This is a genomic window from Microcystis sp. M44BS1 (assembly GCF_020244875.1).
Classification (GTDB): Bacteria; Cyanobacteriota; Cyanobacteriia; order Cyanobacteriales; family Microcystaceae; genus Microcystis; species Microcystis panniformis.
The window spans coordinates 1-26,450 of the sequence record NZ_JADBVM010000158.1 but is presented as its reverse complement, the minus strand read 5'-3'; the positions used below and the strand labels follow the sequence as shown (position 1 = coordinate 26,450).

The 26,450-nt window shown below is 45.2% G+C and carries 21 protein-coding genes and 1 pseudogene; 8 read left to right on the top strand and 14 right to left on the bottom strand.

Annotated elements, in window-relative coordinates; translation table 11 throughout:
* Positions 1–227 precede the first annotated feature (227 nt).
* From IM515_RS12865 to prfA, 3 genes are all read right to left on the bottom strand, one after another.
* On the bottom strand, positions 228–1,736 hold the full coding sequence (locus IM515_RS12865) for a pentapeptide repeat-containing protein (protein ID WP_287628163.1): 1,509 nt from the start codon (positions 1,734–1,736) through the stop codon (positions 228–230).
* A 666-nt stretch (positions 1,737–2,402) separates the two neighbouring features.
* Positions 2,403–3,644 (bottom strand): bifunctional ornithine acetyltransferase/N-acetylglutamate synthase, encoded by a 1,242-nt coding sequence (argJ, locus tag IM515_RS12860; protein WP_287628162.1) that lies wholly within the window; start codon positions 3,642–3,644, stop codon positions 2,403–2,405.
* Between the two features lie 144 nt (positions 3,645–3,788).
* Positions 3,789–4,889, bottom strand: coding sequence for a peptide chain release factor 1 (gene prfA, locus IM515_RS12855; protein WP_287628161.1), 1,101 nt, complete (start codon positions 4,887–4,889; stop codon positions 3,789–3,791).
* Positions 4,890–5,200: 311 nt separating this feature from the next.
* Between prfA and IM515_RS12850 the strand changes: the two genes are divergently transcribed.
* A complete protein-coding gene (locus IM515_RS12850; protein ID WP_287633492.1) occupies positions 5,201–5,404 on the top strand; it encodes a hypothetical protein in 204 nt (67 codons plus the stop codon).
* A gap of 146 nt (positions 5,405–5,550) precedes the next feature.
* Positions 5,551–7,704: a polyribonucleotide nucleotidyltransferase gene (locus IM515_RS12845; RefSeq protein ID WP_002787006.1), complete on the top strand. Its 2,154-nt coding sequence runs from the start codon at positions 5,551–5,553 to the stop codon at positions 7,702–7,704.
* A 342-nt stretch (positions 7,705–8,046) separates the two neighbouring features.
* Here IM515_RS12845 and rpsN read toward each other — a convergent pair whose 3' ends face one another.
* A complete protein-coding gene (gene rpsN / locus IM515_RS12840) occupies positions 8,047–8,349 on the bottom strand; it encodes a 30S ribosomal protein S14 (RefSeq protein ID WP_002740009.1) in 303 nt (100 codons plus the stop codon).
* A gap of 120 nt (positions 8,350–8,469) precedes the next feature.
* Between rpsN and IM515_RS12835 the strand changes: the two genes are divergently transcribed.
* Entirely contained in the window at positions 8,470–9,024 is a 555-nt protein-coding gene (locus IM515_RS12835; RefSeq protein WP_002764609.1) for an NUDIX hydrolase, read from the top strand.
* A 213-nt stretch (positions 9,025–9,237) separates the two neighbouring features.
* Here IM515_RS12835 and IM515_RS25910 read toward each other — a convergent pair.
* Both IM515_RS25910 and psbM read right to left on the bottom strand, forming a co-directional pair.
* Positions 9,238–9,648 (bottom strand): annotated as a pseudogene (locus IM515_RS25910) (IS1634 family transposase N-terminal domain-related protein); the annotation flags it as partial.
* 395 nt (positions 9,649–10,043) lie between these two features.
* Positions 10,044–10,151, bottom strand: a complete 108-nt coding sequence (gene psbM / locus IM515_RS12830) for a photosystem II reaction center protein PsbM (protein ID WP_002745897.1) — start codon at positions 10,149–10,151, stop codon at positions 10,044–10,046.
* Positions 10,152–10,241: 90 nt separating this feature from the next.
* Between psbM and IM515_RS12825 the strand changes: the two genes are divergently transcribed.
* The gene (locus IM515_RS12825) at positions 10,242–10,364 is read left to right on the top strand and encodes a hypothetical protein (RefSeq protein ID WP_287633490.1); all 123 of its coding nucleotides are present in this window, start codon (positions 10,242–10,244) and stop codon (positions 10,362–10,364) included.
* Here IM515_RS12825 and IM515_RS12820 read toward each other — a convergent pair.
* Together IM515_RS12820 and IM515_RS12815 are read right to left on the bottom strand one after the other, a co-directional pair.
* Positions 10,330–11,445: a universal stress protein gene (locus IM515_RS12820; protein ID WP_287628159.1), complete on the bottom strand. Its 1,116-nt coding sequence runs from the start codon at positions 11,443–11,445 to the stop codon at positions 10,330–10,332. The two genes, IM515_RS12825 and IM515_RS12820, sit on opposite strands and share 35 nt — an antisense overlap.
* Before the next feature lie 434 nt (positions 11,446–11,879).
* Entirely contained in the window at positions 11,880–12,860 is a 981-nt protein-coding gene (locus tag IM515_RS12815; RefSeq protein ID WP_002764613.1) for an ABC transporter ATP-binding protein, read from the bottom strand.
* 280 nt (positions 12,861–13,140) lie between these two features.
* Between IM515_RS12815 and dacB the strand changes: the two genes are divergently transcribed.
* Positions 13,141–14,031, top strand: coding sequence for a D-alanyl-D-alanine carboxypeptidase/D-alanyl-D-alanine endopeptidase (gene dacB, locus IM515_RS12810; RefSeq protein WP_002764614.1), 891 nt, complete (start codon positions 13,141–13,143; stop codon positions 14,029–14,031).
* A gap of 194 nt (positions 14,032–14,225) precedes the next feature.
* On the opposite strand, the gene IM515_RS12805 is transcribed toward dacB, so the two are convergent.
* From IM515_RS12805 to patD, 6 genes are all read right to left on the bottom strand, one after another.
* Positions 14,226–14,492 (bottom strand): DUF6761 family protein, encoded by a 267-nt coding sequence (locus IM515_RS12805; RefSeq protein WP_002739044.1) that lies wholly within the window; start codon positions 14,490–14,492, stop codon positions 14,226–14,228.
* Between the two features lie 346 nt (positions 14,493–14,838).
* Positions 14,839–15,804, bottom strand: a complete 966-nt coding sequence (locus IM515_RS12800; RefSeq protein WP_287628158.1) for a M48 family metallopeptidase — start codon at positions 15,802–15,804, stop codon at positions 14,839–14,841.
* Between the two features lie 311 nt (positions 15,805–16,115).
* Positions 16,116–18,251, bottom strand: coding sequence for a glycosyltransferase (locus IM515_RS12795; protein WP_287628156.1), 2,136 nt, complete (start codon positions 18,249–18,251; stop codon positions 16,116–16,118).
* Entirely contained in the window at positions 18,245–18,490 is a 246-nt protein-coding gene (locus tag IM515_RS12790; RefSeq protein ID WP_287628155.1) for a hypothetical protein, read from the bottom strand. Before IM515_RS12790 ends, IM515_RS12795 begins: the two co-directional genes overlap by 7 nt.
* Before the next feature lie 55 nt (positions 18,491–18,545).
* Positions 18,546–20,171, bottom strand: coding sequence for a dipeptide ABC transporter ATP-binding protein (locus tag IM515_RS12785; protein WP_287628154.1), 1,626 nt, complete (start codon positions 20,169–20,171; stop codon positions 18,546–18,548).
* A 264-nt stretch (positions 20,172–20,435) separates the two neighbouring features.
* Positions 20,436–20,792, bottom strand: coding sequence for a heterocyst frequency control protein PatD (gene patD / locus IM515_RS12780; RefSeq protein ID WP_104395311.1), 357 nt, complete (start codon positions 20,790–20,792; stop codon positions 20,436–20,438).
* Positions 20,793–21,021: 229 nt separating this feature from the next.
* Here patD and IM515_RS12775 point away from each other — a divergent pair, with 229 nt between their 5' ends.
* From IM515_RS12775 to leuC, 3 genes are all read left to right on the top strand, one after another.
* Positions 21,022–23,319: a RelA/SpoT family protein gene (locus IM515_RS12775; RefSeq protein ID WP_287628153.1), complete on the top strand. Its 2,298-nt coding sequence runs from the start codon at positions 21,022–21,024 to the stop codon at positions 23,317–23,319.
* Between the two features lie 157 nt (positions 23,320–23,476).
* A complete protein-coding gene (locus IM515_RS12770) occupies positions 23,477–24,475 on the top strand; it encodes an MraY family glycosyltransferase (protein WP_002764626.1) in 999 nt (332 codons plus the stop codon).
* Positions 24,476–24,840: 365 nt separating this feature from the next.
* Positions 24,841–26,241, top strand: coding sequence for a 3-isopropylmalate dehydratase large subunit (gene leuC / locus IM515_RS12765; RefSeq protein WP_287628164.1), 1,401 nt, complete (start codon positions 24,841–24,843; stop codon positions 26,239–26,241).
* The last annotated feature ends 209 nt before the right edge of the window (positions 26,242–26,450 follow it).

Sequence of the window (26,450 nt, the reverse complement as noted above, 5' to 3'; positions counted from 1 at the left end):
TTTGAGAGAATCGTGCTTCCAAACCTTGCGTCTTCATCGGCCCGCGTCCTGTAGGGGCGAAGCATTCGGGCAATAACCTATCGGTGAAACCGGAGATTTTCTATCCGAATGCTTCGCCCGTACTTTTTGCCGCAAACCCTATTTAGTATTACAATCGATCGGATTTGGCTCTTCTGGTTTCTGTGTGGAAACGAGGTCTATACTGATAGAATATCCGCAAAATAGTCTTAAAAGTCTTGTCCAGTAAGCATTTCACGATTCCATAAGCAAAAATTATCACACAAAGCCGAGAAGAGCCTCGGATTTGGCGGATCTGAGTTTTTGTCCCTTTTGAGTTTCTCGATTTCTCGTTGATTGGCTTCCCGGTCAGCAACCACCCATAATTGTTTATCTTCATCCCACTTGGCTTCCGTGTATATTGCTTTTTCCCAAGAGCAGGCCGATTTAATTTGTTCTGGATTAAGACCCTCGGCTCCGTTGAGGAAGGCTCCGTTGAGGTTGGCTCCGTTGAGGTTGGCTTCTTCGAGGAAGGCTCCGATGAGGAAGGCTCCCCTGAGGAAGGCTCCCCTGAGGAAGGCTCCGTTGAGGTTGGCTCCGTTGAGGTTGGCTTCTTCGAGGAAGGCTTCGATGAGGAAGGCTCCCTTGAGGAAGGCTCCGTTGAGGTTGGCTCCGTTGAGGTTGGCTCCGATGAGCTTGGCTCCGATGAGGTTGGCTCCGTTGAGGTTGGCTCCGTTGAGGTTGGCTCCGTTGAGGTTGGCTCCGATGAGGTTGGCTCCGATGAGCTTGGCTCCGTCGAGGTTGGCTCGGTTGAGGTTGGCTCGGTTGAGGTTGGCTCCGTCGAGGTTGGCTTCTTCGAGGAAGGCTCCGTTGAGGTTGGCTCCGTCGAGGTTGGCTCGGTTGAGGTTGGCTCGGTTGAGGTTGGCTCCCCTCAAATTTGTCCGACTTAAATCAAGAATTTTAATTTTATTAGAGTCAGTTGTTTCAGCCAAATTATCCCCTTTACGCCGCCCGATTACCGTTAAAGCGGCCTGAACTGGAATACTCACGGAAGGGAGCTTTTCTGGGGTCTTCTCTCTTTCCTCTGCCTCTGGCTTCAGTTGTTGAATATTCGAGGGAATGGGGGAATTTTTACGAATGTAGGAAGTCAGCACTTCCATAATTGTCCATTGATCCTTGGGAGAATCTTTGGCAATTCGCTCTAGGGAATAAATGCCGCCAATTACCACCTCCTCTTTACCACTACCGATTTGCTCGACAGCTTTCGAGAAGCGCTCGGTAATCAGACGTTGCTGAGTCAGTTGCATTTCCGCTTGAGAATTGAAATAATTGACAATAAGCCCAATTCCTGCCAAAAGGGTAGCAATTAATCCCAGGGCAGAAATAATCGTTTTGACCACATCAATGGCAAAGGTGCGGCTGTCTTTGTCTTCACGGGCAAAAAGCCCCGGTATTTGCTGAAATAGCCAGAAGGGAAAGATTAGCAGTTTCCAAGCAACTCTGACAAGAGACTGGAGCGATAGCAACAATCTTTTAATTAGCCTTTTTCCCCCGCGATAGGGCATTTTTAGATTCCAAGCAAGAATCGCTCTGGGATGTTGGCTCAAATATTCTTTCGCTTGCTGCCAGTCATCTATCTCATTGCCTTCTTTACCCGATGCCAGCCGTTTTTGATAAAACTCGTGAGCCTTGATCTGGTGCAATTCTAAAGGAATTCGTGGTGATTTTTTCGGAACCATGCAGCGTTTTCCCCGCCAATAGATGGATTTTGCCAAGGGACTGAGGGACTGACAAAACTGTTTTCGAGACCGGTTGAAAAGAAGTAAGTAGGTAGGCGTTAAAAGTTGTCAGATGCCCCCCTTATTAAGGGGGGATTAAAGGGGGGACTAAGGGGGGATCGGCACCCCCCTTATCAAGGGGGGCAGGGGGGATCGAACCTAAAATCCATTTTTAATTTAATTATAACCAGCTACTTACAATCCAACCATTAAAGTTTATCTGTTAATCGGGTAATCGGCTCTCTCGGATGCTGTGTAATCAACAGGATCGATCATCGAGATTGTCGGTATAGACTAGAGCCTAACGTCAACCTTTGATCAAGCTGTTGGGCTACAATCCAGCAAGGACAAGAGAGCCTGTTTAGAGAATCGATCGCTTTAAGTAGGGCTTGCTGAATAAATCTAAAAACCTTGTTGGATCAGACTTTTAGACTTTTTTTCCCTCAAAAAGTGCCAGCCGTTGCGGGGATCGGGGGGAAAATCCCTGGACTTTTTCCCTGAAAATTAGGTAACTGACCACCTGAAAATAGGTAAAACCCCACACCCCACACCCCACCTGCCCCCCCGATGTCGGGGGGGTTGGGGGGGGTCACACCCTGCCCCTAGGAAAAGCTTTTTCAGCAAACCCTAAGTGGTGTACTCGGCGTTAATTTTGACGTAATCGTAACTAAGATCGCAACCCCAGGCCGTACCTGTTCCCGAACCGTTACCGATACAGATAGACATTAAAACGGTATCTTCTCGTAAATAAGCCCCGCTTGCTGCCGCTTTCAGGTAATTACTGGCACTAGCTCGATCGAACGCCAGAGGTTGACCATTTTCCATCATCACGAAGTCGCCTAACTTAATTTGTAGATCTTCTTGATGGAAGACAACCCCGGCCCGGCCCGCGGCCGCCGCAATTCGTCCCCAGTTGGGATCTCGACCGAAAACCGCCGATTTTACCAAGGAAGAACCGGCAATGGTGCGAGCAATCTGACGAGCGGACTGATCATCGGCCGCCCCCGAAACCCGCACTTCTATTAAACAGGTGGCTCCTTCCCCATCCCGGGCGATCGCTTTGGCCAGGTATTGACAAACTTCCGTTAACATGGCCTCTAACTTTTGGGCATCCCGGCCCATTTCTGTGATCGCTGTGGTGCGCGATTGACCGTTAGCCAAGGCGATCAGACTGTCATTGGTACTGGTGTCCCCATCCACCGTAATCTGATTAAAACTTTTATTAGCCGCCCGACTTAACATACTTTGCCAGAGAACCGTCGATACTGCGGCATCACAGGTAATAAAGGAGAGCATCGTCGCCATATTCGGGTGAATCATCCCCGATCCCTTGGCAATTCCCCCAATTGTGACCGGACGACCATCAATAGTGGTTTGCAAGGCGATCGATTTGGGGACTAGATCCGTGGTCATAATCGCCCTGGCCGTGCTTTCGCCACCATTTTCCGACAATAAACCTGCTAAGGTCGGTAAAGCGGCGGTTAACGCATCCATGCGAATCCGTTGCCCGATCACTCCCGTAGATGCCAGCAAAATTGCATCGGCGGGAATCCCTAAAACTTGGCTCAAGGCGGCGGCACTATCGAGAGCATCCTGCCATCCAGCTTGCCCCGTGGCGGCGTTTGCTTGGCCGGCATTACACAAAATCGCCCTGGCGCTGGCTTTAGTTTGGAGGCGTTGACGGCAATAATCGACGCAAGCGGCCCGCACTTGACTGGTGGTAAAAACTCCGGCGGCGATCGCTTCTGTTTCCGAGACAATTAGGGCTAAATCGGGCAAACCGGACGGTTTTAGCCCCGCGGCCATCCCTGCGGATTTAAATCCTTTTGGGGCGGTGATCCCCCCCTCTATTTCCTGCCAATCGGCCATTTTCTCCCGTCTCCTACTCAAATTCGACGATCGATTATAGCAAGTAAAAAGCCAAAAAGTAGCAAAGGGTTTGACCGTTGCGGGTTGGGGAGAGGGGAGCGGGGAGCATAAATAAAAATAATCCCCTGTCTCGGAGTCTCCTGATTAAGCTGTCTCTTGGGCAGCGGCTAATTCCGCCAGTTTTCCCTGTTGATCCTTGGCGATACAGGATTGAATCACATCTTCGATATCGCCGTCTAAAATGCGATCGAGGGAAAAATTCTGATTTAAGCGATGATCGGTGAGACGATTATCCTTATAGTTATAGGTGCGAATTTTTTCCGAACGGGAACCGGTTCCCACCTGAGAGCGCCGCATGGAACTGACCGCTTCCTGTTGTTCCTGTAACTTCATATCGTACAGTTTCGCCCGGAGAATCTGCATAGCTCGTTCCCGGTTTTGCAATTGCGATCGCTCTTCGGTGCAGAAAACCCGGATTCCCGTGGGTTTATGGATTAAATCGACGGCAGTTTCCACTTTATTGACATTTTGACCGCCTGCTCCCCCAGATCTAGCCGTGGTTAACTCAATATCCTTGGGATCGATATGCACTTCCACATCGTCCACTTCTGGCATAATCGCCACGGTAGCGGTGGAAGTGTGGACGCGACCACTTGCTTCCGTCAGAGGAACCCGCTGCACTCGATGGACTCCTGCCTCAAATTTCAGCTTACTATAGACGTTATCGCCTTTAATCTCTAAAATTGCCTCTTTAAATCCGCCCATATCCGCCGGAGATTCACTCAAAAGGCTAACTTTCCAGTTTTGAGTTTCGGCATATTTTGAGTACAAACGCACTAAATCTCCCGCCCAAATACTGGCCTCATCACCTCCAGTCCCGGCGCGAATTTCCAGCATGATATTCTTTTCATCGAGGGGATCCCGGGGCAGCAGCAGAATGGTTAATTGGTCTTCCAAAGTGGCGATTTTTGCCTCTAATTCTGCTACTTCTAGGGCGGCCATTTCCCGTAATTCGGGATCGCTGGCGGATTCTTTGAAGATTTGTTTCGCACCGATTAAATCCTCTTGACTTTTTTGCCAAATTTCGTAGGTGTTGACCGTTTCCTCTAGGGAAGCGCGGGATTTGGCCAGACGATGCAATTCACCCGGATTACTGGTGACATCGGGATCCGCTAGACGACGGGTTAATTCTTTGTAGGTCTGTTCTACAGATTGCAGTTTGTCTAGTAAATAACTTTCAGCCATGATCGATAATAAATAGGGTTAAACGGGGTTAATTTGAAGATAACCCGCAAATTCACTGGATTAGAAGCGTCTGAAAGATAATAGAGACGCAATCCTTTTAATTGTCTTAATTTTCTTGGGTTGGGGTTCTTCGAGCCTGGAAGAATCCCGCCCAACTGCTGACAGTCAGTCAGTTGTGCTAATACTTAGAAATATTTTTGGGCCAGCAAGCGGCAAGGGAAGACATTTTTTTTCTTAACCAGATTATTCCTATATCTGAAACTATCATTTTTTGGCCGGTTTGAGCAAGTAATCTTAAATTCTGTTTAAAAGTGGGGGTGTGGGGAAGTGGGGAAGTGGGGGATTGGGGGATTGGGGGATTGGGGGATTGGGGAAGTGGGGGATTGGGGGATTGGGGAAGTGGGGGATTGGGGGATTGGGGGATTGGGGGATTGGGGGATTGGGGGATTGGGGGATTGGGGGATTGGGGAAGTGGGGAAGTGGCGAGCTTTTTTGCTGTGATCAGTAAACGGTAAAGAGTAATCAGCGAACTGAAAACTCAACTCTGATCAGTGATCACTGATAACTGATCACTGAATACTAAACCTGCTGGAAAGGGGGACAAAAAATGCTAGGATTGCCACAGCACAGAGAAAAGTGAAAGAAAGGAATATAGCTTTACATGGAAGAGTTTGACAAGTCAATATCCTTTGATGGCAGGGATATTCGACTAAAAATAGGGCTTTTAGCCCCCCAAGCTGGCGGTAGTGTTCTGATCCAATCGGGAGAAACGGCGGTTTTAGTGACAGCAACCACAGCCAAAGCCAGAGAAGGAGTAGATTTCCTGCCCTTAACCGTTGATTACGAAGAAAGATTATATGCCGCCGGGCGCATCCCGGGAGGATTTTTGCGTCGTGAAGGTCGTCCCCCGGAAAAAGCAATTCTGACCGGTCGTTTGATCGATCGCCCCCTGCGGCCTCTATTCCCCAGTTGGCTACGGGATGATATTCAGGTGGTCGCTACGACCCTCTCGATGGATGAGGAAGTCCCCCCGGATGTTTTGGCCGTTACGGGGGCCTCTGTGGCGGTTTTGTTGGCAGGTATCCCCTTCCAAGGACCGATGGCAGCGGTGCGCGTCGGTTTACTAGGGGATGAATTTATCATCAATCCCACCTACAAGGAAATCCATAACGGAGAATTGGATTTAGTGGTGGCCGGTAGTCCCGAAGGGGTGGTGATGATCGAAGCGGGAGCCAATCAGTTACCGGAACGGGATATTATTGAGGCGATCGATTTTGGTTATGAAGCAGTGCGCGACCTGATCACCGCTCAACGGGAATTGATCGATCAGTTGGGTATTCCCCTCGTCACCCGAGAAGCGCCGGTAGTAAACGAAACCGTGCATAATTTCCTGAAAGAACAAGCTAAAGAGGAAATTAAACAGATTCTCTGCCAGTTTACCCTCAGCAAAACCGAACGGGATGAGAAATTAGAGGCGATCGAAAATCGGATCAAGGAAACTATAACCGCTCTCCCCGATGAAGATCCCTTAAAATCTCCAACGCTGGAAGAGCCGAAGTTAATCGGTAATCTCTTCAAGGATCTGACCAAAAAACTGATGCGCGCCCAAATTATTGAGGATGGGGTGCGGGTTGATGGTCGCAAACTGGACGAAGTACGGCCGATTTCTTGCCGGGTAGGAGTTTTACCCCGTCGGGTTCACGGTAGCGGTTTGTTTAATCGCGGTTTAACCCAGGTGCTTTCGATCGCCACCCTAGGCACCCCCGGTGATGCTCAGGATTTAGGGGACGATCTCCATCCCGAAGACGAAAAGCGCTATCTTCATCACTACAATTTCCCACCCTTTTCCGTCGGTGAAACCCGTCCCATGCGCTCTCCCGGCCGTCGAGAAATCGGTCACGGTGCTTTAGCGGAAAGGGCGATCGTGCCTGTCCTTCCTCCCCAGGAGGAATTTCCCTATGTGCTGCGGGTGGTGTCGGAAGTCCTCTCTTCTAATGGTTCCACCTCCATGGGTTCCGTGTGCGGTTCTACCCTAGCGCTGATGGATGCCGGTGTTCCCCTGAAAAAACCCGTTAGCGGTGCGGCCATGGGTTTAATTAAAGAAGGGGAAGAAGTGCGGATTTTGACCGATATCCAAGGTATCGAGGATTTTCTGGGAGATATGGACTTTAAGGTGGCTGGCACTGATTCTGGCATCACCGCTCTCCAGATGGATATGAAAATCCCCGGTTTAACCATGGAAGTGGTGGCCAAGGCGATCGAACAAGCTTTACCGGCCCGCAAACATATCCTAGAGAAGATGTTAGCGACCCTAGAAAAACCCCGCACGGAATTATCTCCCCACGCACCGAGGTTATTGACGATCAAGATCGATCCGGATCTGATCGGGTTAGTCATCGGGCCAGGTGGTAAGACGGTTAAAGGGATTACTGAACAGACCGGCACGAAAATTGATATCGATGACGATGGGACTGTGACTATTTCCTCTACCGATGGGGAACAGGCCGAAAAAGCTAAACGACTGATCTACAATATGACCCGCAAACTCAATGAGGGTGAGGTCTATCTCGGTCGCGTGACTCGCATTATCCAAATCGGCGCTTTTGTGGAAGTTTTGCCAGGGAAAGAGGGAATGATCCATATTTCCCAATTGGCCGAGGGACGCGTCGGTAAGGTGGAAGATGAAGTGGCCGTGGGGGATGAGGTGTTAGTCAAGGTACGGGAGATCGATAGTAAAGGTCGTCTCAATCTCACCCGTCTCGGTATTCATCCCGACGAGGCCGCCGCTGCCCGTAAGGCTGCTACTGTAGTCTAGGTAAATTTTTTGTTCATGGTTAACTCTCGATCGCTCGATCGAGAGTTTTTGTTTAGGGCTTGCTGAATAAATGTGAAATGTAGGCAAGGTAAGGGTTTTGTGGCTTTTCTGGCGAAACAGCTGCAAGATTTTGAGAGAATCGTGCTTCAAAACCTGGCATCTTGAGCGGCGATCGCGTCCTGTAGGGGCGAAGCATTCGGGCAATAACCTATCGGTGAAACCGTAGATTTTCTATCCGAATGCTTCGCCCGTACTTTTTGCCGCAAACCCTACCTAAAAACGGCAATAGAGACGCAAAAACCACGCCTCTATCCCGGTATTTTCCCTAGATATTGTTTCTGACTACCAGCTAGACTTGACCACACCGGGTAAAAGACCTTGGTGGGCCCATTCGCGTAAAACGTTGCGGGATAAACCAAAATCGCGATAGTATCCTCTCGGTCTGCCGGTCGTTAAACAACGGTTGCGGTGACGACTGGGGGCGCTATTGCGGGGTAATTCCTGTAATTTTTGGTGAATTGCCAGTTTTTCTTCAAAATCTTCGGCGGTGCGGAATTGTTCTTTTAGTTCCGCTCTTTTAGCTTCGTATTTTTGTCTGAGACGAGCGCGTTTTTTCTCGCGTTCTACCATCGATTTTTTGGCCATGGGGTTTCTCGAAAAAGATTTAACCTGTAAAGACAGCATCTTCCATTATAACCTGAAACACCGGTGACAAAGGTAACATTTCTTGATATTAATTCTTAAAGTCCTAGTTGAAAATTTTCTATGTCTGAACCGCCTCAATTGCTCCAACAACGTCTTTTTTATCAAGGTCGCGTCTTTCAATTTGAAGTCTCGAAACTGCGTTTACCTAACGGTGTCGAGGGAGAATGGGAATGTGTCCGTCATCCAGGGGGCGCTTTAGCAGTTCCAATCACCAAGGAAGGTCAATTGGTTTTAGTACGTCAGTATCGATTTAGTTTGCAAGCTCGAATTCTGGAATTTCCCGCCGGAACGATTGATGAAGGAGAAGACCCTGCTACGACGGTAAAACGAGAATTAGAGGAAGAAGCGGGCTATCGGGCGCACAATTGGCAATCTTTGGGTAAATTTGCCCTGGCACCGGGTTATTCCGATGAATACATCTATGCTTTTCTGGCCCAGGATCTGGAAAAATTAAGCTTGCCCCCCGCTCAAGATGCCGATGAAGATCTGGAAGTGGTTTTTATGAGTTTTGAGGAAATGGAATCAGCGATCGCCAGGGGAGAATCGATCGATGCTAAAACTATTACTAGCTTCTATCTGGCCCGTTTAGCCGCTATAACTGGACTTCCCAGTTGACAAAAAGCCATAACCTGTACTGTAGGAGGGATTAAGAGAATTTCTGCTGCTCCTTTACTGGGTACAAATCAAGGAAACCCCGAATAAATCTAACGCATGATTGTTGCAGTTCAGTCGGTCGAGTTATCTTAGCAAAACGATAACTTCCCTCTCTAATCGTACATTCTACTGTATTCAAGCAAATCGGCCCTAAGTCCTCCAATAAAGTCCGAAAGTAATATAGTCTAATCCTTCTATCGGTTTTACTAATTCATTGATTTTCTCCTTTGTTAAAATTCCTCGATCGCTTACCCAGACCACATTCTCAATCCCCCAACCTTTTCTGACTTTCTCGATTTGTCTGGCTAAGGTGGCACTATCGGATGTGTTTCCTTCAAAGACTTCTCCCGCTATCGGACAACCCTTAGCTGAACATAGTAAGCCAAAAACTATCTGAGTTTTCCCTTTCTTTTTATCTCGATTGTAACGCCCCTTTAAGAGCCAGTTTCAGATTGTCGATAATATCATCGGGTAATTTTGAGAGGTTGGCCAGGGTTCTTTTTTTGACTTGATCTCCTTCTCGATAGGAATCAGGTCGAAGAACGGCGGGGGGGAATTACGGTTAGGAACTTTTTCTATATACATGACTACCATTCTAGCAAATGGAGAGAGTTCTTGTCTATTAAGAAGTGTTACAAATTACATGGGTGCATTAAGAAAAGTTAATGGGTGCATCCATTGATGGATAAGGGTTTTCTGTTTTTATAGTAGATATGTACCAAGAAAGTTCAGTAATACTAGATCCGTTGAGTATAGGCTACATATCAGGAGAGGCACTCATGCAAGAGGCAAGAGGCAAAACGGAGAATAAATAATCAGTTTTTAATAACCAGATTTAGGATAATACTAGATCCGCTAACTATAGGCTATTTTGGATCAGGTGACGAAACTAGCATTTTCTCCTAATTGAAGCGAAAAAACCCCGCATGACTTCGAGAAATCACCGGGGTTTTTAGGAAGAATAGGGATAGGGAAGGAATTTAACCCTCGGTTTCCTCTCTGGTTTGGATAAACAGAATCAAGAGGAAAACCGTGGGGACTAGGACGAATAGGATACTAGCGATAAAGCCGAGATTATTTACCTGCATGAGTTAACTCCCTTAAGTGACAACGGATTTGCATTAAAGATTAACTCCTAGAATATCATCCCAGAGGGCGTTGCTGATTTGAGAGGGGAAGTGGGGAAGTGGGGAGGTGGGGAAGTGGGGAAGTGGGGAAGTGGGGGAGTGGGGAAGTGGGGGAGTGGGGAAGTGGGAGCCTTGGTGGTTATCTTTTCGTCCCCTTGGCCGGCGCGTCTTTAACTGGTACTTTTGGATCGGTGGCGATGATGTGAAGATCGATATTTTTCTGCCAGATCAGGCGCATAAGTTTTTGGGTGAAAGAACCTTTGATTAAATGCTTCCAGCGCGATTGACGGCTCTCCCCGATCACAATCTGGGTGATTCGTTCCTGCTCGGCCACTTCTGCGATCGCTTCGGCCACCTGATAGCTTTTAATCCGTAAGAATTTCCCCTCGAATTCCCGACATAAACGTTCGCAGGTTTCGATATGTAAAGCCTCCTCTTTGGTGAGAAAGCGATCGGGGTTATCGACGAAAATCACAAAAAATTCCGCGTTCATATACCCCGCTATCCGCGCTCCTCGACGCAATAATCGTAAAGAGTTGGGATAGGTGGAAACACAAACTAATACCCGTTCGTGAACGGGACAGGATTGACCGATAAATGTCGAATTACTCGCTTCTTCTTCTACTGTATCAGCCACTTCGCGCAGGGCGAGTTCCCGGAGAGCGATTAAATTGCGCCGTCGAAAGAAATTATTTAAAGATGGTTGAATCTTTTCGGGAGCGTAGATTTTTCCCGCTAATAATCTTTCCTCTAGGGTTTCGGCGGTGACATCTACCACAATCACTTCATCAGCTTCCTCCAAAATTCGATCGGGTATTCGCTCTCGCACCACCACCCCGGTGATTCGGGCGACCAGATCGTTTAAACTCTCGATATGCTGGATATTCACGGTCGAGTAAACATCGATTCCCTGGGATAAAATTATCTCCACGTCCTGAAAGCGTTTCTCTCGCTCCGAACCGGGTGCATTCGTGTGGGCCAATTCATCAATCAGACACAGCTGCGGTGAGCGAGCGATAATTGCTTCCGTATCCATTTCCGAGAGAGTGAATCCCTCTTTCTCTAGGATTTTTCTCGGTACGATTTCCAATCCCTCGGCTTTTTCGGCGGTCTCTTTCCGGCCGTGGGTTTCAAGCAGTCCAATCACCACGTCGGTTCCCTGCTTTCTGAGGCTATACCCCTCCTCCAGCATCTTGTAGGTTTTCCCGACTCCCGGAGCCATCCCGATAAAAATTTTATGTCTTCCCCGTCGCACAATTGTCTCCTTTTTGGCAACTTATACCATTTTTCATAAGTAATGGCAGAGATGGTTAATCGCCCTAACCCCCCACCCCCCCAACCCCCCCGACGTCGGGGGGGTAAGATACCTGCCAAGAATAAAGAAAAATGGTATTACCTTACAGATTAAGATAATTCGATCGTAGCCGGGGGGATTGATGATACTCAATCCTCACCCCCTCTGATACTAAATCTGGTTATTAAAGACTGATTATTTATTCCCCTTTTTGCATGAGTGCATGAGCAGAAAACGGGTTTCTCCGAGAAACCCGTTTTCTGTGCGTATGATACTAAATCCTGTTTAAAAGGTATAGGGGAGGAGCGGAGCGGGGAGAAACAATCCATAACTGGGTTTTTACAGTGGGATTGGAAGTTCAGATATTACTAAAAACGGATTTGCTCTGAGAGTGCTTATTGACTAGAGGTAATACCGCGTTGACGTAATTGGTCGATAAAAAATTCCTCTAGGGAAGCACGAGCTAAATTAAGACTAATCAAGCGAGCATCCATACTAGGCAGGGCAGCCAGAAAAGCATCGGGTTCTCCCTGTAATTGTCCCTGCCAACAATTATCGCGCCAATGTAAACCGAGTATCCATTGCTGTAGTTGCTCCTCCCTACCACCTTGAACAATCACCTGATAGACATCAGCACGACCGAGGATTTGATCGAGGGAACCGACACAGAGTAATTCTCCCCGGGCCAACAGGGCAATGCGATCGCAAATTTGTTCCACATCGGAGAGAATATGAGAGTTAAAAAAGATGGTTTTCCCCCGTTGTTTGAGGGATTGAATAATTTCTCGCACCTGATAGCGACCGATAGGGTCTAGTCCCGACATCGGTTCATCGAAAAAGACTAATTCCGGATCATTGATTAATGCTTGAGCTATACCGATCCGTTGCATCATTCCCTTAGAATATTGACGCAATTGCTTTTTCTGGGCAGTTTTGCGGTCTAATCCCACTAAATCCAATAATTCAGGAATGCGTTTTTTCTGCACAGAAGAGGGAATTTGAAAAATGCCGGCGATTAATTGTAGGAATTCCCAGCCGGTGAGATAGTCGTAGTAGTAGGCATTTTCAGGAAGATAGCCGATGCGTTGCCTGACCGAGCGATCGCCAATTGGTTGACCGAGAATCAAGGCCCGTCCGGAAGTGGGTCGGACAATCCCCAAAAGGGTTTTTAAGAGCGTGGTTTTGCCGGCCCCGTTCGGGCCTAATAATCCAAAGGTTTCGCCCTCATGGACAATTAAAGTACAGTTTTTCAAGGATTCGATTTTTTTATTTAACCAGAATCCTGTCCGATAAGTTTTTTGTAAGTTTAACGTCTCTAGCACAGTTTGACGGCTGGTATTCGTCATTGTTTTGGAATCATCTGAGACAGAATACATGGGTCTGATATCCCTTTTCCTACACTTTGCTTTTATTATCCCCAAATTGTCACCAGCAATGTCAACGGTATCAAAATAGCACGATTTTGGAACCCAGAAAAATTCCAACTGGTCTTGAAAAGGGGTATCAGTGCAGTTCCGGGCTATTGCCAGCTTTCTTCTCTGGCATTGGTGTGCATTAGCCGCTAAAATCTCTTAGACAGGTAACTTTGACACTTGAGCGGCAACTGGTACAATAGTGCGAACGCTTAAGGAAACCAGACTCTTAGACAAACACAGCATGAAACAACTCCTCAATAGCCTTAATTCCCTGACAGTGGCCAGTGTCGCCACTATCGCCTTGGCTTACCCTAGCATCGCTCAAGTTAATCTGTCTGTTTATCCCGCTCCTTCCTCGTCGAACGAATCCATAGAATTATACGTTCCCCCGCCAGAAAACAATAACACCAATAATAATACCTGTACTCAATTGATTGGGGCAAATATCGATAAAATTATCGGTCAAGCTCCCAATCAGTGGGGTATATTAATCGAATCTATCGATCGCCAAACGGTTATTTATAGTCATAACGCCGATCGCTATTTTATCCCTGCTTCTAATACAAAGTTATTTACCACGGCTGCCGCTTTACAAGTGATGAACCCGGAAACGACAATTCAAAAAAAATCCCTGCGCGATTGGGTGAATATCACTAATCAGAGAAGTAATAATTTCTACGCTGAAACTCTTTTTCGCTTTATCGGCGGTTCTAAAAGTGTTACTGCCATCTTGGCACAATTGGGCATCAATCCCAGTGGTTTTCGTCTAGCTGATGGTTCGGGATTATCCCGCCATAATAACGCTACTCCCCGCTCGATCGTGGAAATTTTGCGGGTGATGTATTATTCTCCTAATCGCGACACTTTCTATGCTTCCTTACCGGTAGCGGGAATTAGTGGCACCCTGAGAAACCGAATGCGTCAGACGGCCGCTACTGGCACAGTTTACGCTAAAACTGGCACTCTTACCGGTGTGCGGGCCCTATCGGGTTATCTAGAAAACCCCAACCAAGAACCGATGTTATTTAGCATTATCGTTAATAATCAACGGGTTTCCGGACAGGCTCTGGTGAAAGCGATCGATACTATTGTTCTACAGATGACCCAATCTCGTTCCTGTCAAGCTCAGTAGCTCTCCCGTAAAATACCCATTTGTCCTGACAGTTAGTGAAAACCCGATTGGGTAAGGATTTCCCTTGTGTCTCCCGACTCCTAACTCCTGAATTCTTCTCTATGCAAGAGGTCTAATCCCGGGGCGATTCTCGCGAGTCAATCCGATTTTTTTTTGCGGAACTGATGGCCAAATTCCCTTAACCCGAGATGGGGTTAATAATAGCCATAATCTGCTTCAGTTTGGGTTTGGGTTTGGGGGGAGAGATATTCAAAATTAGAAGGATCTCGCAGAAAACGAAATATTTCCTCTTCGAGACGATGAATTAGATAGGGTTCTATGGAACTAGAATCGCGTAAACAGGCTAAATAGCCTTCTACATATAGCCGGATCTCATCAAAACGCGAGCCACGGTGCCAAAGATCCACCATGTCATCGGTTAGTCTTTGATAGTAACGAATGGATTGGGTATCTTGGAGCATGGGCAGTAGAACAAAAAAAAGAGAGTGGGGGTAAGTGTTTATCGATAATCCTAGGGAGAATTGCTATTCTCGGTCTCCGATATCTCTATTGTACCGACCAAATCGCCAAAACACAGGCGAGCGCATTTTCAGTGTTGCCAAAGGCACGGCGTAGCCGTCCAGTAATCAGTAATCAGTGAGCGCCGGAGCAGGGAGAGGAAGTTTGAGCATTTGTACTAAAATTCCCAATACGCAGTTTAAATGCAGTACAGCTGATCAATCAGGAAAACTAATATTTAGCGATCGCTTGTTGCTCACCTTTTTCGGCTAATTTGGCTGATTTGGCTGATTTATGGGCTGTTATTGGTTATTCATAGTTTCTTTGTCTTTTTGCCCGTTCAATTTCTGCTTGTAGTGCTGCTATTTGTCGCTGCAATCTTTCGCTTTCGCTATCATTAGCATCAACATTAATTGAGCTTTTTACCCCTATTTTGGCATAGTTTCCCCGGCGAATTTGACGATAGGATTCCGAGTTAAACCATTCCTGTAGATAATGTACTCTTTCTACGGAAAAAGGATGGGTTAAAAAGGAACCATTGCCGCCATTATAAATGATAAATTTATAAATCTGGTTTAAGTTATCTTGGTCTAATTGTCGGTAGGCTTCCCCTTGGCGAATAAATTCTTCTAAGTTGCATTCATGCAGATATTTTTGACTTCCTCCCGCACATTTCATTAGAGTTCTCAGGACTAAATTTAAATCATCGGTGACTAATAAAGCCGCTCTGTCTGCTGATAATTCGGCTTTTCTTCGCCATTCATAAAAGGCATAAACTAGACCGGTAGTAATGACTTTTCCTAGTCCTAAAGTGATGTCCCCAAGCAAATTAGCCGCCCCCATCACCCAAAAAGACATTTGAATTAAAATACTATGATCGCATTTTAAATGACCTAATTCGTGGGCAAGAATTACCCGAATTTCTTCTTCATCTAAGAGGTCTAAAAGGGCAGTATTAAAGACTATATAGGGATGTTCCGAACCCAAAGAATAGGCATTGGCTAAAGGGTTTTGACTGACATAAAGATGCGGTTCTTGGGACATATCTAAATCCCGCAGACATTGGCGATAGATGCCGTATAAAGTGGCGTATTGACGCGGACCGACTTTTAGATCATTGCCCATTAATAAAATTTGTTGGGGACGTTCATAGAGATATTCGGAAAAACTTTTCGCTAATAAGTCAAACCCCGGAACTGATCTTAAGGCCTGTTCAGCTTGCTGATCTAGGGGATGTTTAAACGCTTGACTGGAAATATCAGGATAAGTTGGCATATTGATAAAACCTCTTGTAAAAATCAAAAATTGTTGTTAGGGTTAGGAGTCAGGAGTCAGGACAATTAAGAATGAATAATAAGCAATTAAAGGCTCTATTTACATATTTTATGCCATTTAATCCTTATTCTTGCCGTTTTTGAAACCTCAAAAATTAATTATGCAAGAGGTTTATAGAATAAAAAAGTCAAAACTTGTCCTAAATTGATCCTATACAAATGCTTGATACATCTGCAAAATTGCGGATTCCAAAGTTGATTTGATTTCGGTGACATAGAATAGACCTGTGGGAGAAATGAGCTTTATTCTTGTTAACTATCTTTAGCAATAATTCCTAAATTTGATAACAAAGCTTGCAGGTTAGTTTGCACGGTAGCTGGTTGGTATCTCTTAATAGTTTCTAGGGAATTATCAGCGAGTTTTTGCCACAATTCCCTATTATCATAGAGTTCGATCACTGCGCGGGCAAATTCCTCGGCAGTATCGGCAATTAAAACATCTTGGTGGTCAATTAATCCCATACCTTCGGCACCAATTTTTGTGGTAATAGTGGGTAATCCTAGGGAAAGACTTTGACCTATTTTACCCTTCATTCCCGCACCAAATCGCAGGGGAGCAACAAAAATCCGACTCTTTTGAAAATAGGGTTCTACTTCGGGAACATAACCGGTAACAATCACTTGATCATTGGCTAATTCTTTCACTTCATCCTTGAGGTTACTTCCCAATAAATTAACGGTAATGTCAGGACGGGATGCCCAAACTAAGGGCATAATTTCTAAACATAACCACTTAACTGCATCAATATTAGGAGGGTGATTGTAGCTACCAATAAATACTAACCCTGATCGCTGGTCAAAAGCAACTTTTTCTGACAGGGAAATTTCTTCATGGATATTGGGGATTACCCAAACATTTTTCACTCCTAAAGAGGATAAAACCTGCTTTTCGTCTTCCGTTACTACCACGGTTGCTTCCGCTTGATTAGCATAGTTTAACTCTAATTTCTGATAGGTTTCCCAACTCCAGCTAGTATTTTGGTAACTGGGATCGAGATAGTCTTTTTGCCGTTTTAAACGCAGAAAATGCAGGTCAATTGTATCATAAATAATTGGTGCTTTTGTTTTTAAGCGAATTAAGTCCATATACTTATCGCACAATTCAGGACGACACAACCAAACTCCATCGATCAGGGGTAAATATTTGATTAATTTTTCTTCTAGATTATATCTTTGCGCTGTGCCATAAATAACTTCAATTCCTAGCTGCTGCAGGACGGAAGTATAGGGTTGTTCAGGATAGCCATTATCGGGAAAGAAAATCACTGAATAGCCTAAATTGAGCAGTAGCTTAAGAATATTTAATAAACGCACACAGCCAGACTCTCGATCGTATAGTGGAACGTAGGAATCGATGACTAAAATTGTCGGTTTTCCTTGTAAACGTCGGGCAGCTTTGGGTACATTATTAGCATCGTTATCTAGGTGTTTAGTTAATACCTTTGACCATTTTTCTCGAAACTTAGTTTGATTAATAACTTGATATTGTTTAATCCCACTGGAAAGGTCTGTTCCCGAGGTGATTCCTTCGTAGTGAATAACATTAGATTGGGGTTGATAGAGAACTTGATAACCCAATTCTCGGATGGCAAAACATAAGTCTGTATCTTCGTAATATGCGGGGATAAAGTCTTGAGAAAAACCACCTAATTGCTTAAATAAGTCCGTAGGAACTAATAAACTGGCCCCCGAACAATAGTCCACGGGACGCACATAATTATATTCTGGTTCATCGGGACTATCTAAGCGTCCATAATTCCAACCATCGGCAGAATTCCAGATAATTCCCCCCGCTTCTTGTTGTTTACCATTAGCATAAATTAACTTGGAACCCACCGCACCAACTCGGGGAGTATTGACGATTAATTTTAATAAACTTTCTAGACAATTTTCCAGAATACGAGTGTCGTTATTGAGAAAATATAGGTATTGACCTTTTGCTTGACTAGCCCCATAATTACAGGAACGAATAAAACCAGAGTTTTCTGCATTAGTTAATACTTTGATTCCTTTAACTAAAGTGGCTAATTGTTCTAAGGTTTCATCAGTGGAAGCATCATTAACGATAATTACTTCATAAGCTAAATCAGAACTTAGGTTAACACTTAAGGATTCCAAACAGTTAAAGGTGTAGGCAAATTGGTTATAAACAGGAATAATAATCGAGACTAAAGGATCATCACTACTGGCAATTTCTAGGGGTCGCGGTTCAGCTAATTTAGCACTTTCGATCACCTGTTCTTCAAATTCAGAGGAACTCTTTCCTGTGAGAATTTTAATAATTTTTCGTTTCGTCTTTTTGAGTGCTGGTTTCCATCCTTCCTCTTGGAGACTAAAGACAAATTTTTTGAGCAGTTTTTTAACTTTGAAAATAATCATTACTACCATAATTTTTCCTCTAAAGAAAACCAATCCTGTGCTAAATTTAAATCTCTTTCTGCTCTAACAATAGCTCCTTCTTTTAATTGTTGCTTGAGGTAGTTTCTCTGTGGTTCCATAATATATAATTTAATCGCTTCATTAATTAAATTATTATATTCTTTTTCAGGATAATCACTACTCGCTAACCATCGATCGAGAAGTTGCATGGTATCTTCAGGGAGAGTTATCTGAAGTTGTCTGGTCATTTTGTCTTTCCTAACCATATCTAGACAATAACAATTATAAACCCCTAGAGCGATTTTAGTTGCTGTCGGGATAAATTCTCGGGGCTGCGGCGATTAATTTTTGCGTGTAGGGGTGTTGGGGATGGCTAAAAATCTGTTCAGTGTCACCCATTTCAACTATTTTACCCGCAGTCATCACCGCAATTCGATCGCAGAGGAATCTCGCTAACCAAAGATCATGAGTTATAAATAAATAAGTGAGATTAAATAACTTTTGTAACTCTAACATTAACTCTAAAACCTGTGTCTGGACACTAGCATCGAGCATACTAACCGGTTCATCACAAATAACTAATTCCGGACGAGTAATTAAAGCGCGAGCAATGGCTACCCTTTGCTGTTGTCCCCCCGATAACTCCCTAGGATAGCGTCGATAAAATTCCTCTACTGGTGTCAAACCGACTCGATCTAACATTTCTAAAACCTGTTTTTTTGCCGTTTCTAGACTAACTTTTTGATGGATCAAAAGCGGATCAGCGATACTTTCTCCCACCGTCATTAGAGGATTGAGACAAGCGAGGGGATCCTGAAAAATCATCTGCATTAAGCGCCGTTTTGGACGCATTTTTTTTCCCGATAAAGGGGTTAAATCTTCTCCTAAAAATTCCACTTTTCCCCCAGTGGGTTTAATTAACTGTAATAGGGTTCTCGATAGGGTACTTTTCCCACATCCCGACTCCCCAACTAAACCGAATATTTCCCCTCGATACAGTTCAAAATTGACTTCATCCACCGCTTTAATAAATTTCTTTTCTCTCTTGAAAAAAATATCTAAAAAGTTACCTTCTAGGGTATAATACTGTTTTAAATTATCCACCTTTAACACCGTTTCTTTGCCTTGAATTGCTGTTGATTTTTCCTCCCGTAACTGTAGGTGTAAAGCCGCGGCCAAAAGAGAACGGGTGTAGGGGTGTTGAGGTGTATTAAAAACTGTTTTTACCGCTCCCGATTCGACAATTTTGCCCCCCTTCATCACCGCTAATCGATCGCAATATTCTCCCACCATCGCTAAATCATGGGAAATTAACAATAATCCCATCTCTTCCTCGCTACATAAACGCTTTAATTCCCGCAGAATTTCCGCCGAAACTGTCACATCTAAACTGGTGGTGGGTTCATCGGCAATAATTAACTTAGGGTTTAATAATAAAGCTAAAGCAATGGCCACTCTTTGCCGCATTCCTCCGCTAAATTCGTGAGGATATTGGGACCAACGATTAGCGGGAATTTTTACTTTTTCTAGGACAGTACAAGCTTGACTTTTAGCTTGACGATAGGTTAAATTTCGTCGATGAGCTTGCAAAGTTTCCACACAATGATCGCCAATAGTCATCAGCGGATCTAGTCGCGTCATCGGATCTTGAAACACTAATCCCACCTCTTCCCCGCGAAACTTTTCTAACTGTTTGCTAGACAAAGATAAAAGCGATCGCCCTTCAAAGGTAATCTCACCTTCCACGTGAGTGCGATTGGGTAATAACCTTAAAATAGCCTTACCGATGGTCGATTTTCCACAACCAGATTCACCCACTAATCCCAGAGTTTCCCCTTTGCCTATACTAAAAGATACCCCATCGATCGCCCAAGAGGGAGAACTTAATTCGGTCGGGTAGGCAATTTTTAGGTCTTTAATTTCCAACATGACGCGATCGGTAACGATAAAAGTTAGGACTTAAGTAAGTAGTTATAATTAAATCGAAGATAGATTTTGCCTCTGATCCCCCCTTAATCCCCCCTTGATAAGGGGGGTGGAGATCCCCCCTGCCCCCCTTGATAAGGGGGGTGCCGATCCCCCCGTGCCGATAGGCGGGGGGATCCCCCTTAATAAGGGGGCATCTGATAATTTTTAACGCCTACCTACTTAGGGTCAAGTATGCCACACAAAGGGCGATCGAGCATTTAATTACTAATCGACAACTGCCCCTAACAAAACCCGACAATACCCCTTTAAAGTCGCCACTCGCTCGCTAATTATCTGTAAACGCTTCTCCCGTCCTTGCCGCGCTGAGGCCAAAAATAACCAATCCGTCTCCAGCAATCGCCACGATCGATATAGTTCCGTCTGGACCGTGCGCCAACGATTAGCCACCTCTGGGCTGAAATTGTCATCATTTAGTGACAATATCTCCCCTTCTAGACAGGTTTGTAAAGCTTGAAAAGATTGTAACCCCGTGGAAGCGTCCCCATCCAGAAGGGCAAGACTGAAATCCTCCAGTTTTCTTAACAAAGATTTGTAGGCTTGATGGTAATTTGTCGGTAGCATCCAATACAAAGCGCGTTAGAATTTGTTACATAAGATTAACGATTTGCCGTCACGGTTGCAAGTCCTCCCTCCTCCCAACCAGAGACAAAAACTTAAAAGAATCCTGCCCTTTTCGCCGATCGATCCGATTCCAGTGTTAGAGAGTTAAGCAATCTGGCATCCCTTCGGCCTAATAATTTTCTAGTTATCCGTCTCCACCACCCCTATTATCCATCTCCCCCATCTAACCATGAACGCCATCACTGCCACCCAACCAGAAACCCTCACCGTCCTTCCCCGGGCCACGGAACCGAAAAAAGCGTTAGTTTTACCCGATTGGCTGAAAGAATGCCTAATTACCCACGAAAACGCCCCCCAGAATCCCGATAGCGATTTAATCTCTAGGGCCTTTAATTTCGCTCACAAACTCCACGAGGGGCAGTATCGCAAATCCGGGGAACCCTATATCGCCCATCCTATAGCTGTAGCGGGATTACTGAGAGATCTGGGGGGTGATGGGGCAATGATCGCGGCGGGATTCCTTCACGATGTGGTAGAAGATACGGAAGTCACCCCCGAAGAAATCGAGGATAGATTCGGTGTCGAGGTGCGTAATTTGGTGGAAGCGGTGACAAAACTCTCCAAATTCAACTTTTCTAGTAAAACTGAACGGCAAGCGGAGAATTTTCGCCGAATGTTTCTGGCGATGGCTCAAGATATCCGCGTCATCGTGGTAAAGTTAGCCGATCGCCTGCACAATATGCAAACCCTCGAACACCTCACCCCGCAACAGCAGCAACGCATTGCCCTCGAAACTAGAGAAATCTTTGCTCCACTGGCTAACCGTTTAGGGATTGGGCGATTTAAATGGGAATTAGAGGATTTATGCTTTAAATACCTCGAACCCGATGCTTATCGTCAAGTCCAGTTATTGGTATCGGAAAAACGGATCGATCGAGAGGCCCGCATCGAAACCGTTACTAACACATTGCGGGAAAAATTGCAAGAAATTGGCATAAAAGTTCTTGATTTACAAGGTCGCCCCAAACATCTCTACGGCATCTATCATAAAATGCACAATCAGGGCAAAGAATTCGAGCAGATTTATGATATCGCCGCCGTCCGCATTATCGTCGAAACTAAAGAGGAATGTTATCGTTGTTTGGCCATAGTTCACGACCAATTTACCCCGATTCCCAACCGTTTTAAAGACTATATCGGTTTACCAAAAGCTAACCGTTATCAATCCCTCCATACCACCGTTGTTGGTTTAAATGCCCGCCCCCTAGAAGTGCAGATTCGCACCCTAGAAATGCACCATGTTGCTGAATACGGGATTGCAGCCCATTGGAAGTATAAAGAAACCGGTTCTAGTCACACAACTTTAACCGCTGAGGATGAAAAATTTGCTTGGCTGCGTAATCTGCTCGACTGGCAAAAAGACCTTAAAGATGGCCAAGAATACATGGATGGCCTGAAAAATAATTTCTTTGAAGAAGATATCTATGTTTTCACCCCCAAAGGTGATGTGGTGGCTCTGGCCCAAGGTGCGACACCGGTAGATTTTGCCTATCATATTCATAGCGAAGTAGGTAATCAGATGAAAGGGGCAAGAATTAATGGTAAATGGTCAGTTCTTGATGCTCCCTTGCAAAATGGTGATCTGGTGGAAATTCTCACCAGCAAAAATAGTCACCCTAGTTTAGATTGGTTAAATTTTGTCGTTACTCCTAGCGCCAGAAATCGCATCCGGCAATGGTACAAAAAATCGCGCCGAGAAGAAAATATTAGCCGAGGTCGTGATTTATTAGAGAAAGAATTGGGTAAAACTGGCTTCGATGCTCTGCTGAAATCAGAACGAATGCAATCGGTGGCTAAACAGTGCAATTATGTGGCAGTAGATGATTTATTGGCGGCTTTGGGTTACGGCGAAGTTACCCTAAAAAATGTGGTTAATCGTCTGCAAGAAACAGTTAAAAATCAACAGGAAATTTTAACCGTCAAAAATCCGCCCGATGTCCTGACTGATTCCCAATTGATTCTACCACCTTCTCCCGTTCAAAGGGCTTTACCCGTTAGTAAATCACCGATCGCCGGTGTGGAGGGATTAGTCTATCGTTTGGCCGGTTGTTGTTGTCCTTTACCAGGGGAAAATATCACCGGTATAGTTGCCCATGCGGGGGAAGGTATTGTTATTCACCGTCAGGGCTGCTCGAATGTGGAAAAAGCCGAAGCTGAACGCTTAATTCCTGTTAGTTGGAACCCTATAGATGACCAGGGACGTTATCCAACTTATCCAGTAAATATTCAGATTGAAGTGATTGATCGCGTCGGGGTTTTAAAAGATATTCTCTCTCGTTTAAGTGACCAAAATATTAACGTTCGCAATGCCGGAGTTAAGACTAATTTCGGCAAACCCGCTTTAATTTCCCTGAAAATTGAAGTAAAAGACCTGCAACAATTTGAACGCTGTGTTAGTCAAATTAAGCTGATGAGTGATATTTTAAACGTTCGTCGCATCAGTCAGGTGAAAAGCGATCGAGAGTAAGTTAAACCTAAAATTTCTGCTCCTATCCCCCAAACGCTGGACTGCCTTAGCTTTTGAAGTGCGATGCTGACACTGACTAAAACCACGAGGGCAATATCGGCACTTTTCGTCACCGAACAACGTAGGATCGATAATTAATCTGAGCGCAAAAATCCCTATGTTATTATCCCTACTCTCAGTCATCAGTTTTCTGATTAGTTTTCTGGTGGTTGCCCTGATTAAACAACGTTTTAGTCAACAATTGTTAGATATTCCCAATGAGCGTAGCAGCCATAGTCAACCCACACCTAGAGGAGGTGGACTCGGTTTTGTCGTCGCTTTTGCTCTGACCAGCAGCCTCAGTTATTTTCTCGTTCCTCCTTCCCTACCTCTTATTCCCCTGTGGCTGTCTCTGACTCCTTTAATTATTATCGGCCTTCTCGATGATCGTCGCGGTATTCCCTCTAGTATTCGCTATTTAGTGCAGTTATCCTCCGCTAGTATTGCGGTCACTTTTTTCGGTGCTTTTCCCCAATCTTGGCTATTAGATTTGGGTTTTGGCGGCAAAATTTTAGCTATTATTCTCACAATTATCGGCCTGACTGCGATCATTAACTTTTATAATTTTATGGATGGTCTTGATGGCTTGGTGGCTGGCTGTACGGCGGTACAATTAGGATTTCTCGCTCTCTATTTTCAGCAACCAATTTTATGGCTTTTAGTGGCAGCTTTAGGTGGTTTTCTCCTCTGGAATTGGTCGCCAGCCAAAATTTTTATGGGCGATGTGGGTAGCACCAGTCTAGGGGCAATTGTCGCTATGGTTTTACTTAATAACCAGGGCGATCAAAGTCAAGCTTGGTCAGCTTTAACTATCACTTTTCCTCTGATTGGTGATGCTATTTATACCCTGATTTGTCGATTATTCAGAAAGGAAAATATCTTCCAATCTCACCGCAGTCACCTTTATCAAAGATTACAAAAATCAGGCTTGTCTCATTCACAAGTAGCGATTATTTATATGGGGGTAACTCTCCTGATTGCTATTAGTGTTAACTACTTAGGAAACCTAGGAGCATGGCTGAGTTTACCTCTGATTCTAGGATTAATTGTTCTCGGAGAAACTTATCTGAATAGGAGAGTTAGCGAGCATAATTTAGCAGTGACAAGAAAAGAATAATTTTTTATTGCTATAGACCGAGGGGTTATTAAAAGAGGGCGAATGCAATTCGCCCCTACAATAATCTTATTTCCCATTCATCAACGATTTTTATTTTATGTATCCTGCGCTGCAGGGCAAAAATAGCTAGTTATATGTTCGCCGATTTGTTTTGCTTATACCAAATCAGTGTTAAAATGGATTGTTCCCCCACTTCCCACTCTCCTAGAAAGTTTTTTATTTCACTCAAAAACTGCTGGTTTTAAGCTGGCAAAAACAAAGCTATTTATCTATTATCCCTACCAACCAAGAGAAAAGAAAAAATTAATATTTATCGGCTGGAGTTAGCTGATATGATTAGGGAGATGACTATCATTCCAAAGTCAATGAGCGCAAGAACATTATTCGATAAAGTCTGGGACGCACACACGGTTAAGATTCTTCCCAGTGGACAGACACAATTATTTATCGGACTGCATCTAGTGCATGAAGTCACCAGTCCGCAAGCTTTTTCGATGCTGAGAGAAAGGGGTTTAAAAGTATTATTTCCAGGACGGACTATTGCCACCGTCGATCACATCGTCCCCACCGAAAATCAGGCGCGTCCTTTCCTTGACGATTTGGCCGAGGAAATGATCCGGGCGATCGAAACTAATGTTCAAACCAATCATATTCCTTTCTATGGCATCGGTTCCGGCAATCAGGGCATAGTTCATGTGATCGCTCCTGAACAGGGTCTAACCCAACCGGGGATGACGATCGCCTGTGGTGATTCCCACACCTCCACCCACGGCGCTTTTGGGGCGATCGCTTTTGGCATCGGCACTTCCCAAGTACGCGATGTTCTTGCTACCCAAACCCTATCCCTATCGAAATTAAAAGTGCGTCGAGTGGAGGTAAACGGCGATTTAAACCCCGGTGTCTATGCTAAAGATGTAATTCTCCATATTATCCGTCAATTGGGCGTAAAAGGCGGTGTTGGTTACGCCTACGAGTATGCTGGTAGTACAATTGAACGGATGTCCATGGAAGAAAGGATGACGATTTGTAACATGGCGATCGAAGGTGGGGCCCGATGTGGTTATATCAACCCTGATCAAATCACCTACGATTACCTCAAAGGTCGTGATTTTGCGCCTAAAGACTGGGAAAGTGCGGTTAATTGGTGGGAAAGCATTAAAAGCGATGCCGATGCGGTTTATGACGATGTGGTGGTCTTCGATGCCGGTGAAATCGAACCCACAGTTACTTGGGGGATTACTCCGGGCCAAGGAATCGGGGTTAACGAAGTCATTCCCACTCCCGAAAGTTTACCGGCAAGTGAAAGAGCGATCGCAGAGGAAGCCTATCAATACATGAAACTCACCCCCGGCACCCCGATTAAAGGCACAAAAATCGATGTCTGCTTCGTCGGTAGCTGTACTAACGGCCGGATCAGTGATCTGCGCGAAGCGGCCAAATTTGCCCAAGGTCATCGTGTTGCCCCCCATGTGAAAGCTTTTATCGTCCCCGGTTCCGAAAGAGTCAAAAAACAAGCGGAAGCAGAAGGATTAGACCAAATTTTCCTAGCATCGGGCTTTGAATGGCGCGAGGCGGGCTGTTCCATGTGTTTAGCCATGAATCCCGATAAATTGCAGGGAGATCAGATCAGCGCCTCCTCCTCCAATCGTAACTTTAAAGGTCGTCAAGGTTCCGCTTCCGGGCGTACTTTGTTGATGAGTCCGGCGATGGTGGTAGCGGCAGCGATTAAAGGGGAAGTCACCGATCCCAGGGAGTTGTTAAATTAAATAGGGTTTGCTGAAAAAGTTTGTTACTGGGGTCAGGAGTCAGGAGTCTCCGAGTCAGGAGGCAGGAGATAGGGTGATAGGGTTTTGGGGTGATAGGGTTTTGGGGTGATAGGGTGATGAGACAGCTTCCCCACTTCCCCACTTCCCCACTTCCCCACTTCCCCACTTCCCCACTTCCCCACTTCCCCACTTCCCCACTTCCCCACTTC

Coding starts and splice junctions, on each gene's coding strand:
- IM515_RS12790 (WP_287628155.1), bottom strand. CDS start 18,490: ATGACCAGACAACTTCAGATAACTCTCCCTGAAGATACCATGCAACTT.
- IM515_RS12785 (WP_287628154.1), bottom strand. CDS start 20,171: ATGTTGGAAATTAAAGACCTAAAAATTGCCTACCCGACCGAATTAAGT.
- dacB (WP_002764614.1), top strand. CDS start 13,141: ATGAAACAACTCCTCAATAGCCTTAATTCCCTGACAGTGGCCAGTGTC.
- prfA (WP_287628161.1), bottom strand. CDS start 4,889: ATGGCTGAAAGTTATTTACTAGACAAACTGCAATCTGTAGAACAGACC.
- patD (WP_104395311.1), bottom strand. CDS start 20,792: ATGCTACCGACAAATTACCATCAAGCCTACAAATCTTTGTTAAGAAAA.
- IM515_RS12815 (WP_002764613.1), bottom strand. CDS start 12,860: ATGTATTCTGTCTCAGATGATTCCAAAACAATGACGAATACCAGCCGT.
- IM515_RS12865 (WP_287628163.1), bottom strand. CDS start 1,736: ATGGTTCCGAAAAAATCACCACGAATTCCTTTAGAATTGCACCAGATC.
- psbM (WP_002745897.1), bottom strand. CDS start 10,151: ATGCAGGTAAATAATCTCGGCTTTATCGCTAGTATCCTATTCGTCCTA.
- leuC (WP_287628164.1), top strand. CDS start 24,841: ATGAGCGCAAGAACATTATTCGATAAAGTCTGGGACGCACACACGGTT.
- argJ (WP_287628162.1), bottom strand. CDS start 3,644: ATGGCCGATTGGCAGGAAATAGAGGGGGGGATCACCGCCCCAAAAGGA.
- IM515_RS12775 (WP_287628153.1), top strand. CDS start 21,022: ATGAACGCCATCACTGCCACCCAACCAGAAACCCTCACCGTCCTTCCC.
- IM515_RS12805 (WP_002739044.1), bottom strand. CDS start 14,492: ATGCTCCAAGATACCCAATCCATTCGTTACTATCAAAGACTAACCGAT.
- IM515_RS12795 (WP_287628156.1), bottom strand. CDS start 18,251: ATGGTAGTAATGATTATTTTCAAAGTTAAAAAACTGCTCAAAAAATTT.
- IM515_RS12845 (WP_002787006.1), top strand. CDS start 5,551: ATGGAAGAGTTTGACAAGTCAATATCCTTTGATGGCAGGGATATTCGA.
- IM515_RS12770 (WP_002764626.1), top strand. CDS start 23,477: ATGTTATTATCCCTACTCTCAGTCATCAGTTTTCTGATTAGTTTTCTG.
- IM515_RS12800 (WP_287628158.1), bottom strand. CDS start 15,804: ATGCCAACTTATCCTGATATTTCCAGTCAAGCGTTTAAACATCCCCTA.
- IM515_RS12835 (WP_002764609.1), top strand. CDS start 8,470: ATGTCTGAACCGCCTCAATTGCTCCAACAACGTCTTTTTTATCAAGGT.
- rpsN (WP_002740009.1), bottom strand. CDS start 8,349: ATGGCCAAAAAATCGATGGTAGAACGCGAGAAAAAACGCGCTCGTCTC.